The following is a 14,285-nucleotide window of genomic DNA, read 5'->3' on the forward strand; positions in this document are numbered from 1 at the left end:
GGAAGCCATGAAGGGGCTTTCCACTCCATCCAGCGGCATTGCCTATCCCGAAGACATGCACCGCCTGAAGCAGCTGTTCGACCTGTTTTGTAAGAGCCACCACATCGAGGCCGGCAGCTTCGATGCCGAAAAGATCGCCCAGGCCACCATGTCGCTGTTTCAGGCCGGCGTCTCCGACGAGGCAGAGATACGGGCCAGCCTGGAAATCTTTCACAAAAGGCGTATCGGCCGGGGGGGCCCCTGCCCACTGAAGGCTTAATTCTAGTTTGCCTCCAAGTCGGGCTCGGACCTCGTCCTCTTGGCCGCTTGCCGCAACAGCCGTTCCGCTTCTTCCACCGGCATGCCGCACCGACGCGCGTAGAACCGCGCCTCGGAACTGGGCTCGGCCTTCCGCGTCGGGGGCGGCGCCTTGTTTTTCTTCGTCCGGGTCATGCCGGCATAACCCCCTGCGATCCGCGATGTTCCGGTCGATGCCGTGCCTGAGCAACACTTTCAGGATTGTCAGGCCGGCCAACATCGCCTTAACTGCCCGCATTTTTGCCGGGGAGAACTACCTTGGAGCATCCCAACGCCGGAACGCTGACGCCGCGTGAGGTCGAGCTTCTGGCCAGGCTCGTGGAGCGGATCTGCCACAAGCAGGGTATCGAGCGCACGAGCCTGGCCGGCGAACTCCTGGCCGTCCAGGTGCTCCAGCTGTTCGAGCAGAACCGCGATCTCGACGAAGACGCCTTGATGGCGAAAATCAGCCGGCATGCCTGAATTCCACGGAACAAATCCGCGTTCCGCCAGTTGGTAGGCATCGCGAAGCGACACGCGATGGAGGATACCCGTCCTCTCTCTGCAGCCCGTCACCTGTCCCCTCCCGGTGGCGGGCTCGCTTTATTTGCTGCACCCGCTTGCGGTTGCCGGCGGCATGGTCGTCGATGAAGAAGTGGATGCGGCAATTGCCTGAACCTGGCGTTGCCGGAGGAAGGTTGCCCCCATCCCCGCCTAAGCCATGCCGCATCCGCTGCCAGACATACATGGGCAGCCTGCGATGTGAAGGTCCGTCCCCTTCAACGATTGTATCCTGCCTGCAATGTTCGCGCGTCCGGTCTCGGCGGGCCGGTCTCTTGCCGTAAAGAACCTTACTTTCGAAGCTTTTCGGCCGGAACGGGCCTGCCGTAGAGCCATCCCTGCCCGATGGCGGCCGGGCTGAGGCGATCGATATATTGCGCCTGTTCCTCGGTCTCGATGCCTTCGACGATCAACTGAAGGTTCAGCGCCTTGGCAACCGCGCACACGTTCTCGGCGATGGTCGAGCCCATCGCCTCCTTTCCGATCGCCTGGGTGAACATGCGGTCGAGCTTGATGCCGCTGATCGGAAGATGAGCCAGGTAGGCAAGGTTCGAATAGCCGGTGCCGAAGTCGTCCAGATAGAAGGCATAGCCGCGCTGCCGGAATTTCTCCATGCTGCCGATCAGTTGTTCCGGATCGGCCGTCGCTCGTTCCGTCACCTCAAGGACGACCTGGCTCGGTTCGAGGCCGTGGCTCTTCACTTCCCGGTCGAGGAAATCGCAGAGCGTTTCGTCCAGTATGTCGCCCGTGCTGAGGTTGATGCCGCAATGGAATCCGGCCGTTGCCTTCAGCCTCGACCGCATTTCCTTCAATGCCGTGCGGATGACGATGCGGGCAACGCGATCGATGAAGCCGCCCTCCTCGGCGACCTTGATGAAAACGTCCGGCGCGATGTCTTCCCCGTATTCGTCGGTCAGCCGCGCCAGCGCTTCCACGCCGACCATTTGCCTGTCATGGATCCTGACGAGCGGCTGGTAGACCAGCGTAAGGCGGCCGCCTTCGATCGCCTGCCTGATCTTTTCCGAAAAGGAACGCGAACCGTAGCGATACAGGAAAGCGGCAAGGCTTATGCCGCCTCCCGACAAGGCGCCCAGCATGGCAACGCTGGCGAAAAGAGCATCCAATGGCCATAGGACATTCACTGCATTCTTGGAGGCGACGACGCATATGTCCAGGCTGGCCGAGCATGTCGAAACCGCCCGATAGAGGCGCATGTCGAACCAGGAAGTCTCGGCCTTTCCAGGAGGAAGCGTCAACCCGTCCGCGCCGCCCAGCCGCCGATATGTATATTTATGGTCCTTGGTCACGATCCACGTGGCCAGCCCGTCATCGCCGTGCTGGAAGGATTGGAACGGTTTCGGCGACGTGAACACGATCGCGTTGCCGCGGCTCGAGACGTGCGTGATGATCTTGTGGTCGACATTCGGGATGTTCGCCCACAATTCGGTGCCGTTGGGCGCGACGCGCTGCGGTGGCGGCAGGACAACAGGGAGCGGCAGGCGGCCCCACAGCGCGGTGCAGAGGACGGCGCCGCTCTCGACCCGCCCGACATCCCCCGGATATTCGGAGAGAAACGATATGCGGCGTAGCGCGTCGAGGTCGGCGTCGGAACAGGGAGTCGTCTCCAGGGCATCGGCGGCGGAAAGGACACTGCTGTTGTTTTGCGCGACATGAACGGCACGCTCGAGCACGACCGAGGCGTGTCGCGCCAACTGGCGATCGGTCATCTCCACGGACACGACCTGCCCGAGCAGAAGGCCGATGACGGCGCCGATAAGACATCCCAACAAGCACCCGGCGAGGCCGACCGCCCACGCATATTTCCTCGCCGATCGCTGCATGGCCGCTCCTTTGACGACTAGATCGGCAGGCTGGTACTATCGGCGTCCATCGCTATCTCAACGCAAATTGTGTAGCACGCCGAAGAAATAGCCGGCTGTGGTTAATCGGGCGTCAACCGCCCGACCGAAGCCGGGGCGCATCGATTGCGGTAGGATCGCGCGGAACTTCCTGGTACCGTATTCGTTTACCAGTTCCGCATTTGGGACGGAACAACCAGGAAAGGCGCTGGGATGAGGCTGCACCAGAGGGGCGTGGACCTTCTTGTCGATTTGATGGATGCGGAACAGCACTTCGATACGATCAGTCACGACGAACTGCGCCGTCTCATCAGCGAGGCCGTGGTCGTCTTCGGCCAAATCCTCGAACGCGACGTTCCCCAGGAGCCCGACATAAAACCCGCCGTTCCCTATCGCTGAATCTGTCGGCTGGCCTCCGCCCGGTTGACCGCAGGCAAGGTGCGGACCATCGGAGTTCATTGCCGGCAGGCTAACCGGCGAGCGGAAATCCATACCGATCGATCATGTTCTGGATGCAGCGGTCATTGGCGCGGCCGACGACATTTTCCGAGTACAACGAAGTCGCCTGGGTTCCCGGCCATTCGAGAATGCGCAGCTTGCCGCGGAGCTTGCGTCCGACGTGGTTCTTCATCCGCCACATCCAGTAAAGCCATATGTCGTCCGCGCTCGGGCTGAGGGTCGAGAACAACGAAGCGTCGCACACGTCTTCATGGAAGGCATTCGGCGGATAGAGGACGCCGAGCACGCCGGTGGGGAAGACGGCCGCCGAGACCTCCGGCCCCTTGATCTCGGACGTCCAGTCCGAGTAGGGCGCCGGACCGCCATCCTCCGCCGTGACGACCCGGTGGGCACGCCGGCATATCACCTGCTTCTTGGCGGGGTCGTAGGCCGCCACAAGTTTCTCGATGCAATCCGCCCTGTAGTAGATGTCGTCGTCGACGGTGATGACGAAGCAGTCCTTGTAGTTTCGCAGCGTCGGGATGATTTTCGTATAGGCGCGCATGTCGGTGCATGCCGCCACCTCGAGCCCATACCTGCGCAGTTCCAGGACGCTCTCCGGCACGAGCGGGTAATCCTTGTGGGAGACCCATAGAATCGTCGTATCGGGTCGAACGGTCTGGAAGAGAATCGACTTGAGCGTAAGCGCCAGCGTATCGAAGCGGTCCCGGTAGCTTGTCAGCGAGACGATCAGCGGCTTCGGCAAGCCATGCTTGCTGGCCACGCCAACGCCGGGGTCCGGCCGACTGCCTAATTCCCGGAGCGCGTTGCGAAGCCTGATGCCTTTCTTGATTCTCCTTACACCCGACTGCCAATCCAACATGCCACTCATCTTCTCTGCAACTCGCGAATCACGATTACAACGCCGAGCGCGGCAAGGGCAATTGCCGATTGGATAGTAAATGGTAATATCTCTTTCTCTATATAGCAACCTTACACAATAGCCACTGAGTCCAACCCGAAGGGATTTGATAACAATGGAAAGAATTTTTGGTGGTTATTTATGAAAGTATTTAAGCTTTACGGACTATTCCGGTCTGGTACCAATCTGCTGAAACTTCTGATCGAGCAGAATATGGAGGCTACTTGCCGAGTCAATATTGGCGGCCACAAACATCTTTACACCCCGATAAATTTCGGGAACGACGGATACGAGCCGCCATCCGAGGACATCCTCGTTTGCGTAAAAGATCCGTACGCAAACATGCACTCGCTTTTCAAATACGCCCATACCGTCGACTTCCAGCACTTCCAGTGTGACAGTAACTGGGACGCCTTCCTTCGCTCGCGCTTTGTCGTTTCGCTTAACACGCAGCCGAAGGTCCCGGGTTTCCTGTTCCGGACGCCCGTCGATTACTGGAATTCCCATTATTTCCACATGCTTTCGTTGCCGGAAGCACGCACGATGATCATTCGCTACGAGGACGTCCTGTCCAATCCCGGCGAGGTCCTTCAACGGATCGCGTCCCGCTTTCCCGCCGCGAACCTCACCAACGAGGCGATCAAGCTTCCCTGGAGGCGGCTTCGCCGAATGGGTGAAGATCTCGGCCACAGGCCGCTCACCTACCGCCCCTTCAACATGAGCTGGTATTCCGAACGCCGCTACATGCAGGAATTTTCCGACGACAACCTGGCGGCGATGCGCGAGGCGCTCGACGCCGATGTCGTGAAGCGTCTTTCCTATTCGATCGTGTAGGGCGCCAGGCGTTTTCGGAGGCCAGCTCCTCCCGCGACCAAAAATGCTTGGGTCTGCCCGCTGGCGTCAGCGAGCAGAATCGTGGCCGTGGCGCCGCATGATCTCCACAAGCGCCTCGACCGGGATGGCCTCGACCCGGTCGCGGCCGTCGACGGTCCCCGACATGCCCTCGGCCGCCAGCATGGCGTTGACTACGGCTTCCTCCACGGCCTCCACCACCGCCATATAGACCGGGTCGAACTCGTCGTCCTCCAGCATGTCGATGCTGCGGAACGCCGGGGCCCTGGCCGCGAGCGGTCGCGGATTCGCCGTCGAGAAGGCGAGGAAGATGTCGCCGGAACTGTTGCCGCCGGGCGTTCCGTTGCGGCCGATGCCGATGGCGCAGCGCCGCGCCACCCGCTTGAGCTGGTGCGGGGCCATGGCGATATCGGTGGCGACCACGACGATGATGGAGCCAAGCTCGGCGGCCGGGGCGGCCGCCGCGCCTGGCAAATGGCGGCCGACCGGCACGCCGCACACCGTCAGCCATTCGCGCAGGCCGTGATTGGCCTGGACCAGCACGCCGACCGTGTGGTCCTTGTCCGCAATCCTGACCTGCCGCGACGAGGTGCCGGTGCCTCCCTTGAAGCCATAGGCGATCATGGCCGTGCCACCGCCACTGTTGCCCTCCGCCACCGGGCCGTTGGAGGCCGAGTTCAGGGCGGCCAGCACGTCGGCCTCCGAAAGGGCCAGGGCGTTGATATCGTTCAGGATGCCGTCGAAGGTTTCGGCGACGACCGGCATGATCCAGCGCGGCCGCTCGCCGTAATAGGTGGAAGAATAGCGTTCCAGCATCCATTTCACCGTGGCGTGGTGGGCGATGCCGACGCTGTGGGTGTTGGTGATCGTGACCGGCCCCAGAAAGTAGCCGCCGTCCTCGATCCAGTGGGTGCCGGTCATCTCGCCGTTTCCGTTGAAGCGGTGGATCCCGGCGAAGACCGGGATCGGCACGTCGGCGCGCGGATGCGGGACGATGGCGGTGACGCCGGTGCGCACCGGCAGTTTCCGGCCGGGGCGTGGCTGCGCCTCGCGAAGCGCGTGCAAGCCCACCGCCACCTCCGGCACGTCGGTTATGGCGTTGAGTGGGCCTGTCCGCCCGTTGAAAGGCAGGCCGAGATCGCGCGCGCGCGGCTTTGTGGTATTCTGCATGGTCATTTCCGGCGCGAGCGCAAATAGAGGCCGAGCGACGCGACGGCAAAGGAAAAGGTCAGCATCAGCACCGCAATGGCGTTGATTTCCGGCTTTATCCCTCGCCGGAGCATGGCGAAGATGAAGACGGGCAGCGTGGTCACGTCGGTGCCCGATATGAAATAGGTGATGACGAGGTCGTCCATGGAGATGATGAAGGCCAGCAGCGCGCCGCCGGCGACGCCGGGCATCAGTTGCGGCAGCACGACCTTGCGGAACGTCACCCATTCGTTCGCGCCGAGATCGGCGGAAGCCCGCTCCAGGCTGCGGTCCATGCCCGCCAGCCGGCTCGACACCACGATGAAGACATAAGAGGTCAGGAAGGTGCACTGACCGATGATGATGGTGCCGATGCCGAGGTGGATGCCGGCGTTGACGAAGAAGATCAGCAGCGCGATGCCGAGCACGATGTCGGGAATGAGCATCGGCATGAACATCAGCACCTGATAGTAGCGCGCCCCGAAAAAACGGTAGCGGTATATCGCCAGTGCGATCGAGGTGCCGAGCACCGTGGCGACGAGCGTCGTGCTGAACGCGATCGTCAGGCTGTTGCGCAGGGCCGCCAGAAGCTGGTCCGTCGATTCGATGTACATGGCGGCTTCCGACACGGCGGTCTTGAAGCCCAGCACCTGCAGGTACCACTCGGTGGTAAACCCGGACCATGTCATCATGTTCACCGGGTTGGAATTGAACGAATAGACCGCGATAAGCAGCAGCGGCAGGTAGATGAATGCGAAGAACAGCGCGGTGTAGGCGACCAGCCCGCGCCTGAACAGCCGGGCCATCATGCGGCCCCTCCTTCCGCGACGGCGGGACCGTGGGCGCGGTTGCGCCGCCCCGACAGGAACACGAACGCCATCATCGCGACCAGCATGATGCTCAGCACCATCATCGCCAGCGCCGACCCGAACGGCCAGTTGCGCGCGGACAGGAACTGCTGTTCGATGAGGTTGCCGAGCATCATCACCTTGGCGCCGCCGAGGATCGCCGGGACGATGAAGTTGCCCAGCGCGGGAATGAAGACGATGACCGAACCGCCGATGATGCCGGGCGCCGTCAGCGGCAGGATCACGCGCAGGAAGGTGCGGACCGGGCCGGCGCCAAGGTCCTGCGAGGCGCGCACCAGCGTCCAGTCAAGCTTCTCGACGCTGGCGTAGACCGGCATGAACATGAACGGGATGAAAATATAGACCATGCCGAGGATGATCGCCCCCTCGCTGTAGATCATCTCCAGCGGCCGGTCGATCAGCCCCGTCGCCATCAGCAGGCCGTTGATCGGGCCGGCCTGGCGCAGGATCAGCACCCACACGAAAAGGCGCACGATGAGGCTGGTGAAGAACGGCAGCGCGATGAGGAACAGGCAGAAGCCTTTCCACTTCGGCGGCATGGTGGCGATGCAGAAGGCCGCCGGATAGCAGACGAGCAGCGTCGCCACGACGGTCAGCGCCGCGATCTTCATCGAGCGGAAGAATATCTCCAGATAGACCGGGTCGAACTCCTCGAACGCCGGATCGGCAAAGCCCAGGATGCGCCCGAAGCTGTGCGGGTAGAATTCCCATTCCACGCCGCCGTAAAGACCGGGCGCCAGCAGGCTGGTGACGATCATGATGCCGAGCGGCACGAGGAAGAAGACGGCCAGGAAGACCAGGCCGGGGCCGAGCAGGAGCCCGAGCTGCAAACGGTCGCGGGCCATCATTGGGCGTCGGCCCCCTGCCCGGTCATGAGATGCACCTCGGCCGGATCGTAGGCGAGCCGCGCGCACCGCCCGGCCTCGGCCGCGGCCACCGCCTCGCGCGCCGAGGCCGGCGCCGACACGGTGATCTGGCGGCCGCCGGCCGTGCGCATATAGAGCTCGAAGGCGGCTCCCACGAAAATGACCTGGTCGAGCGTCGCCTCGATGCCGGGAAGCGAACCCCTGGCGGAGCCCAGCAGGAACTGTTCGGGCCTGACGATGGCGGTCGCCTTTCCGGTGAAGCTTGCCGCCCCACCGGCGACGCGCAGGACTTCGCCTCCGCCCAGCGCCATGACGCCGTTCTCGACATGCCCCTCGAACAGGTTGCTGGCGCCGATGAAACCAGCCACGAACGGGCTGGCGGGCCGGTCGTAGATATCGCGCAGCCTGGCGATCTGCTGGATGCGCCCATGCCGCAACACCGCGATCCGGTCCGACATGGTGAGCGCTTCCTCCTGGTCGTGCGTCACGAACACGAAGGAAATCCCCAGTTCGTTCTGCAGGGTCTTGAGCTCGATCTGCATGGAATGGCGCAAGTTGCGGTCGAGCGCGGAAAGAGGCTCATCCAGAAGCAGCAGCTTCGGCCGCGCGACGATGGCGCGGGCGAGCGCCACCCGCTGCTGCTGGCCGCCGGAAAGCTGGTGCGGCCACCTCTCCTCCAAGCCCGCCAAGCCTACCATGGCCAGCACCTCGCCTGCTTTCGCCCGCCGCTCCTTGAGCGAAACGCCCCTTACCTCGAGCGCGTAGCCGACATTCTGGGCAACCGTCATATGCGGGAACAACGCATAGTTCTGGAACACGGTGTTGACCGGCCGCCGGTGCGGCGGAACCTCGGTCATGTCGGCGCCGTCGATCAGGATCTTTCCCCTGTCCAGGCTGACGAAGCCGCCGATCGACTGCAACAGGGTGGTCTTGCCGCAACCGGACGGGCCGAGCAGGGTGAGGAACTCGTTGCGGCGAACCTTGAGATCCACATTGTCCAGCGCCCGAACCTCGCCGCCCTCCGGCGAGGCGAAGGTCTTGCCCGCCCCGGCAAGCTCCACGATGGTTTCCTGCATTATGCCCCTCCCGGGCCTGTTACAAAAGTAACGCTTGCTCCAAATTGGGATTTGGATATCTTTTCTTCGCCGATGTCAACGTGTCAAAGGCACTGGCCGGCAGCGCGGCATCGGTTGCGACTGCCGGGTGGAGGAGGAGAGATTTCATGAGGAAGATACGGTCGGCTCTGAGCCGGGCGCTGGGTGCGGCTTTGTTCGCAGGGGCGGCGCTGATGCTGCCAGCGGGCGGAGCGCAGGCGCAGCAGGAACTCAACGTCTACAACTGGGGCGATTACATCAACCCCGAGGTACTGAAGAAATTCGAGGAACAGACCGGCATCAAGGTCAACCTGTCCGTCTATTCGTCCAACGAGGAGATGCTGGCCAAGATCCGCGGCGGCGCGACCGGCTACGACATCGTCTTTCCGTCGGTCCATATGCACGACATCATGGCCAAGCTCGACCTCCTGGAAAAGACGAACATCAACCAGTACGAGGGTTTCAAGAACATCGACCCGGCGTTCCTGCGCGCCAAGAGCGATCCCAACGGCGAGTACTGCCTGCCCTACGCCTGGGGCTCGGTGGGCATCATGTATAACCGCACCCTGCTCGGCAAGGACGTCACCGGCTGGCGCGACCTGCTGGAGACCGCCAAGGCCAAGGGCCTGAAGATTTCGCTGCTGGACGACGTGCGCGAGGTCATGGGCGTCGGCCTCATCCTCAACGGCCACAGCGTCAACTCGACCGACCCCGAGGAGTTGCAGCAGGCGGCCGATACGATCATCGCCATGAAGCCGCAGGTGGCCGCGTTCACCTACAGCAACCGGCCGATGGTGGTGTCGGGCGACGTCGCGGCCGGACATCACTTCATCGGCGCCATGATCGACGTCTTCGCCCATCCGCAAGACCTCGGCTATGTCATCCCCGAGGAAGGCGCGACCATGTACCAGGAGGACATCTGCGTCCTGAAGACGGCGCCGAACAAGGAAAACGCCATCAAGTTCATGCAGTTCTACACGCAGCCGGAAATTCCCGCGCTCAACATGGCCCAGCAGACCAACGGCACGGCCAACATGAAGGCGCGCGAACTGACGCCGGAGAACATCAAGAACAGCGAGGAAATCAACCCGCCGGCCGAAACGATGAAGCGGCTGCAGATCTTCGAGGACATCGGCGACGGCATCCGCCTCTACGATCGCCTGTGGACCAAGATCAAGACCGCGCAATAGACAAGGCATCGATGTCGAAAACGATTCTCGAACGGCTGAACAGCGAGGACCTGCGCCGCTCCAGATCCGACAAGCTTCTGGCTTTGTATCTGGAGAGGCACCTGGCCGAATTGCCGTTCGAGACCGCCCGCTCGATCGCCGCCAAGGTGGGCGTCAGCCCGATGACGGTCGGCCGCTTCCTGCGACGGGCCGGCTTCGACGGGCTCGAGCCGCTCAAGCAGGAGCTTCGCCATGCCCGCTCCAACCCGGCGTGGCAGGTCAAGGGCGAGGTCGATGTCCTGCAAGCCGACATCCGTGAAGGCAAGCTGCTGGCGCGCCTGATCAACCAGCAGATCGACAATTTGCGGCAGGTCTACGAAGTGACCATCACGCCGCAATGGCAGGCCTGCGTCGACGCGCTCATCGAGGCCTCGGAAGTCTATGTCGCCGCCTACCAGAACATCCGCGGCATGGCCGACTACATGGCGGCCCAGCTTTCCTATGCGCGCCCCGGCGTTCGCTATGTAGACGGCCTGAACGGCACCTATTCGGAAGTCCTCGACGGCGCCGTCGAGGGCCGCCTGCTGTTCATGATCGAAGTGCGCCGCTTCGCCTCCAAGGCGCTGCCCCTGGCTCTGGAGGCGCGCAAGCGCGGCGTGAAAGTGGTCCTGCTGACCGACGATTTCTGTTCCTGGGCCGAAGAGGCGTCCGACATCGCCCTCATCATCCCCGGCCCGCACGGGCCGCTTTGGGACGGCTCGGCCACGATCATGGCCGTGCTCGACTTGCTGCTGTCCAACACCATCGTCGTACTGGGTGCGAAGGTCGACCAGCGCGTCGAGACATTGACGCGCCTGCAGGATATTTTCGGCGACTTCGAGAAAATCTAACCGCCTCGGGCCGCCTGCCGCCGTTCCGACAGCGATCGACCCGATTGACGGATGCCGCGCCGGCGTGCCCAATTGCGCTGAGGCACGAGGAGACAGGCCGATGCTGAACGCCGCACCGTCGAAGATCGCCAGCGACTGGCTCGCCGGATTTTCCCGCGCGCTGAAGGAAAACCCGCACGCGGCGGTGGACGGCTTTTTCCTGGAAGACTCCTACTGGCGCGACCTGCTCGCCTTCACCTGGAACATAACCACCATGGAGGGTCGCGCCGCCATCGCCGGCATGCTGGAGACGACGCTTGCTACCACCTCGCCTTCCGACTGGCGCATCAGCGGCGAGCCGACCGCCGAGGACGACGTGGTCGAGGCATGGTTTTCCTTCGAAACCGCCGTCGCCAAGTGCGAAGGCATCCTGCGGCTGCGCAACGGCCGCTGCTGGACGATGTTCACCGCCATCAAGGAACTCAAGGCGTACCCAGAGAAGAAGGGCGCCACCCGCCCGCTCGGCGTTCGCCACAAGGCCGATCCGAACCGCGAGACGTGGTCGGAGAAGAGGCGGCGCCAGCAGGCGGAATTCGGCATCAGCCGGCAGCCCGAATGCCTCATCATCGGCGGCGGCCAGGGTGGCATCGCGCTCGGCGCGCGGCTGAAGCAGCTCGACGTGCCGACCCTGATCGTCGAGCAGAACGAGCGGGCGGGCGATTCCTGGCGCCGGCGCTACCGCTCGCTCGTGCTGCACGACCCCGTCTGGTACGATCACCTGCCCTACATCCCCTTCCCCGAGCACTGGCCGGTGTTCACGCCCAAGGACAAGATGGGCGACTGGCTGGAAATGTACGTGAAGGTGATGGAGCTCGACTACTGGACATCCACGCGCTGCGTGTCGGCTTCCTATGACGCCGATGAACGCCTGTGGACGGTCGAACTCGACCGTTCCGGCGAGCGCATCACGGTCAGGCCGAAGCAACTCGTCTTCGCCACGGGCGCCTACGGCCCTGCCCGCGAGGTCGACCTGCCCGGCATGGACCGCTTCGCGGGCGAAGTACTGCATTCCAGCCGCTACAGCGACGGGAGCCGCTTCCGCGGCAAGAACTGCGTCGTCATCGGCGCCGCGAGTTCTGCCCACGACGTTGCCGTCGACCTGTGGGAAGCCGGCGCGAACGTCACCATGATCCAGCGTTCGCCGACCACGGTGGTGCGCTCCAGCACGCTCATGGAAATCGGCTTCGACACCTATTCCGAGCAGGCAATCGAGCGCGGCATCTCGGTGGACAAGGCCGACATGATAACGGCCTCGATGCCCTTCGCCCTGGTGCCGGCGGGGCAGAAGGCGCTTTACGACCGCATCCGGGAGAAGGACCGCGACTTCTACCGCAGGCTCGGCGAAACGGGCTTCCTGCTCGACTTCGGCCATGACGAAACCGGCCTGCTGATGAAGGCCTACCGGACGGGCTCCGGCTATTACATCGACGTCGGCGCCAGCGACCTGATCATGGACGGAAAGATCAGGGTCAAGAGCGGCAGCGGCATCCGCTCGCTGAAAGAAAACGGCATCCTCATGGAAGACGGCGAGGAAATCCCCGCCGACGTCGTCATCGCCTGCATCGGTTATCATTCCATGCACGAGACGGTGGCGCAGGTCGTTTCCCGCGAGGTCGCCGACCGCGTCGGCCCGTGCTGGGGCCTCGGCTCGGGAACGCGCGGCGACCCCGGCCCCTGGCGTGGCGAATTGCGCAACATGTGGAAGCCGACCGCTCAGGAAGCCTTGTGGTTCCACGGCGGCAACCTGGCGCTGTCGCGCTATTACTCGAAATTCGTCGCGCTCCAGGTCAAGGCGCGGGTGGCCGGCCTCGACACGCCCGTCTATCCGCCGCCGGCCGGATGACCCGGCAGGCGGCGCAGTTCCGTCTCCCGGTGCGGGGCGCTGCGGATCAGCCCTTGAACTGATAGCCCTCGATGGTGGCCGGCTTCATCTCGATGGAGAAGCCGGGAAGCTTGGGCGGCATATAGGCGGCATTCTCGATCACGCAGGGGTCGAGGAAATGTTCGTGCAGATGGTCGACATATTCGATCACGCGCCCTTCCTTCGTGCCGGAGACGGCGACGTAGTCGATCATCGACAGGTGCTGGACATATTCGCACAGGCCGACGCCGCCGGCATGCGGCCACACCGGCAGCCCGTACTTCGCCGCCATCAGGAGCACCGCCAGCACCTCGTTCAGCCCGCCCATGCGGCAGGAATCGATCTGCACCACGTCGATGGCGCCGCCGGCGATGAACTGCTTGAACATGATACGGTTCTGGCACATCTCGCCGGTCGCGACCTTCATCGGCGCCACCGCCTTGCGGATTCTGGCATGGCCGGCCACGTCGTCGGGGCTGGTCGGCTCCTCGATGAAATAGGGCGTGGCGAAGGCAAGGTCCTTCAGCCAGTCGACGGCCTGGTCCACTTCCCACACCTGGTTTGCGTCGATCATCAGCACGCGGTCCGGGCCGATGACCTCGCGGGCGATCCGCAGCCGGCGGATATCGTCCGCCCGGTCGGCGCCGACCTTCAGCTTGACGTGGTTAAAGCCCTGGTCGACCGCCTCCTGGCACAGCCGCCTCAGTTTCTCGTCCGAATAGCCGAGCCAGCCTGCCGAGGTGGTGTAGCAGGCATAGCCCTCGCGCTCGAGCGTGGCGATGCGCTCGGCCTTGCCGCTCTCGGCCTTCTTCAGGATTTCGAGCGCCTCCTGCGGCGTGATCGCATCGGTGAGGTAGCGGAAATCGACGATACGCACGATCTCCTCGGGGCTCATTTCGGCCACCAGCCGCCAGACCGGCTTTCCCGCCTCCTTCGCCCACAGGTCCCACACGGCGTTGACGACGGCGCCGGCCGCGAGATGGATGGCGCCCTTGTCGGGACCGATCCAGCGCAACTGGCTGTCGCCGGTCAGGTGATGCCAGAACCGGCCTGGGTCCTGCTTGATCCAGTCGAGGCCCAGCCCGACGATGCGATGCCGTAGCGCCTCGATCGCCGCGCAGCAGATCTCGTTGCCGCGGCCGATGGTGAAGGTCAGGCCGTGGCCGTCGAGGCCGTCCTTGTCGGTGTCGAGGATGACATAGGCGGCCGAATAATCCGGGTCCGGGTTCATCGCATCCGAGCCGTCGAGGCTGAGCGAGGTCGGAAACCGCAAATCGAAAGTTCGAAGGCCGGTGATGCTGGTCATGAAAATCGTCCCGCCAGGCTCAGTTGTCGTTTCGGAAAGTCTGCTTCTGCGTTCCCAGGCCCTCGATGCCGAGTTCGACGATGTCGCCGGCCTTG

Annotated in this window: 14 protein-coding genes; 6 read left to right on the plus strand and 8 right to left on the minus strand. The window is 63.4% G+C overall.

Annotation, left to right across the window (positions count from 1 at the left end):
- Window positions 1-7 precede the first annotated feature (7 nt).
- A complete protein-coding gene (locus ACFOHJ_RS09280) occupies window positions 8-259 on the plus strand; it encodes a hypothetical protein (RefSeq protein WP_378220207.1) in 252 nt (83 codons plus the stop codon).
- Window positions 260-555: 296 nt separating this feature from the next.
- Window positions 556-759, plus strand: coding sequence for a hypothetical protein (locus ACFOHJ_RS09285; RefSeq protein WP_378220208.1), 204 nt, complete (start codon window positions 556-558; stop codon window positions 757-759).
- Between the two features lie 368 nt (window positions 760-1,127).
- Here the strand turns inward: ACFOHJ_RS09285 and ACFOHJ_RS09290 are convergent, their stop codons facing one another.
- The 3 genes from ACFOHJ_RS09290 to ACFOHJ_RS09300 are packed head-to-tail and all read right to left on the minus strand — an operon-like array spanning window position 1,128 to window position 3,918.
- A complete protein-coding gene (locus tag ACFOHJ_RS09290) occupies window positions 1,128-2,678 on the minus strand; it encodes an EAL domain-containing protein (protein WP_378220209.1) in 1,551 nt (516 codons plus the stop codon).
- A gap of 57 nt (window positions 2,679-2,735) precedes the next feature.
- Window positions 2,736-3,188, minus strand: a complete 453-nt coding sequence (locus ACFOHJ_RS09295) for a hypothetical protein (RefSeq protein WP_378220210.1) — start codon at window positions 3,186-3,188, stop codon at window positions 2,736-2,738.
- A complete protein-coding gene (locus tag ACFOHJ_RS09300) occupies window positions 3,166-3,918 on the minus strand; it encodes a hypothetical protein (protein ID WP_378220212.1) in 753 nt (250 codons plus the stop codon). The genes ACFOHJ_RS09295 and ACFOHJ_RS09300 overlap by 23 nt, the downstream gene beginning before the upstream one ends.
- A gap of 279 nt (window positions 3,919-4,197) precedes the next feature.
- On the opposite strand from ACFOHJ_RS09300, the gene ACFOHJ_RS09305 reads away from it, so the two are divergent.
- Entirely contained in the window at window positions 4,198-4,890 is a 693-nt protein-coding gene (locus ACFOHJ_RS09305) for a hypothetical protein (RefSeq protein ID WP_378220213.1), read from the plus strand.
- A 66-nt stretch (window positions 4,891-4,956) separates the two neighbouring features.
- Here ACFOHJ_RS09305 and ACFOHJ_RS09310 read toward each other — a convergent pair whose 3' ends face one another.
- From ACFOHJ_RS09310 to ACFOHJ_RS09325, 4 genes are read right to left on the minus strand one after another with little or no spacing between them, the layout of a single operon-like run.
- Complete coding sequence (locus ACFOHJ_RS09310; protein WP_378220214.1) at window positions 4,957-6,084, minus strand: DmpA family aminopeptidase; 1,128 nt, start codon at window positions 6,082-6,084, stop codon at window positions 4,957-4,959.
- Window positions 6,081-6,905: an ABC transporter permease gene (locus ACFOHJ_RS09315; protein WP_378220215.1), complete on the minus strand. Its 825-nt coding sequence runs from the start codon at window positions 6,903-6,905 to the stop codon at window positions 6,081-6,083. The genes ACFOHJ_RS09310 and ACFOHJ_RS09315 overlap by 4 nt, the downstream gene beginning before the upstream one ends.
- Entirely contained in the window at window positions 6,902-7,813 is a 912-nt protein-coding gene (locus tag ACFOHJ_RS09320; RefSeq protein WP_378220216.1) for an ABC transporter permease, read from the minus strand. Before ACFOHJ_RS09320 ends, ACFOHJ_RS09315 begins: the two co-directional genes overlap by 4 nt.
- On the minus strand, window positions 7,810-8,907 hold the full coding sequence (locus ACFOHJ_RS09325) for an ABC transporter ATP-binding protein (protein WP_378220217.1): 1,098 nt from the start codon (window positions 8,905-8,907) through the stop codon (window positions 7,810-7,812). The genes ACFOHJ_RS09320 and ACFOHJ_RS09325 overlap by 4 nt, the downstream gene beginning before the upstream one ends.
- A gap of 146 nt (window positions 8,908-9,053) precedes the next feature.
- On the opposite strand from ACFOHJ_RS09325, the gene ACFOHJ_RS09330 reads away from it, so the two are divergent.
- The 3 genes from ACFOHJ_RS09330 (at window position 9,054) to ACFOHJ_RS09340 (ending at window position 12,866) form a co-directional block, all read left to right on the plus strand.
- Entirely contained in the window at window positions 9,054-10,115 is a 1,062-nt protein-coding gene (locus ACFOHJ_RS09330; RefSeq protein WP_378220218.1) for a polyamine ABC transporter substrate-binding protein, read from the plus strand.
- An 11-nt stretch (window positions 10,116-10,126) separates the two neighbouring features.
- Complete coding sequence (locus ACFOHJ_RS09335) at window positions 10,127-10,984, plus strand: MurR/RpiR family transcriptional regulator (RefSeq protein WP_378220219.1); 858 nt, start codon at window positions 10,127-10,129, stop codon at window positions 10,982-10,984.
- A gap of 100 nt (window positions 10,985-11,084) precedes the next feature.
- The gene (locus ACFOHJ_RS09340; protein ID WP_378220220.1) at window positions 11,085-12,866 is read left to right on the plus strand and encodes a flavin-containing monooxygenase; all 1,782 of its coding nucleotides are present in this window, start codon (window positions 11,085-11,087) and stop codon (window positions 12,864-12,866) included.
- A 46-nt stretch (window positions 12,867-12,912) separates the two neighbouring features.
- Here the strand turns inward: ACFOHJ_RS09340 and ACFOHJ_RS09345 are convergent, their stop codons facing one another.
- Window positions 12,913-14,190 (minus strand): L-fuconate dehydratase, encoded by a 1,278-nt coding sequence (locus ACFOHJ_RS09345; RefSeq protein ID WP_378220221.1) that lies wholly within the window; start codon window positions 14,188-14,190, stop codon window positions 12,913-12,915.
- Window positions 14,191-14,285 lie beyond the last annotated feature (95 nt).

The sequence above is a fragment of the Aquamicrobium soli genome (assembly GCF_042646345.1).
Classification (GTDB): Bacteria; Pseudomonadota; Alphaproteobacteria; order Rhizobiales; family Rhizobiaceae; genus Mesorhizobium; species Mesorhizobium soli_A.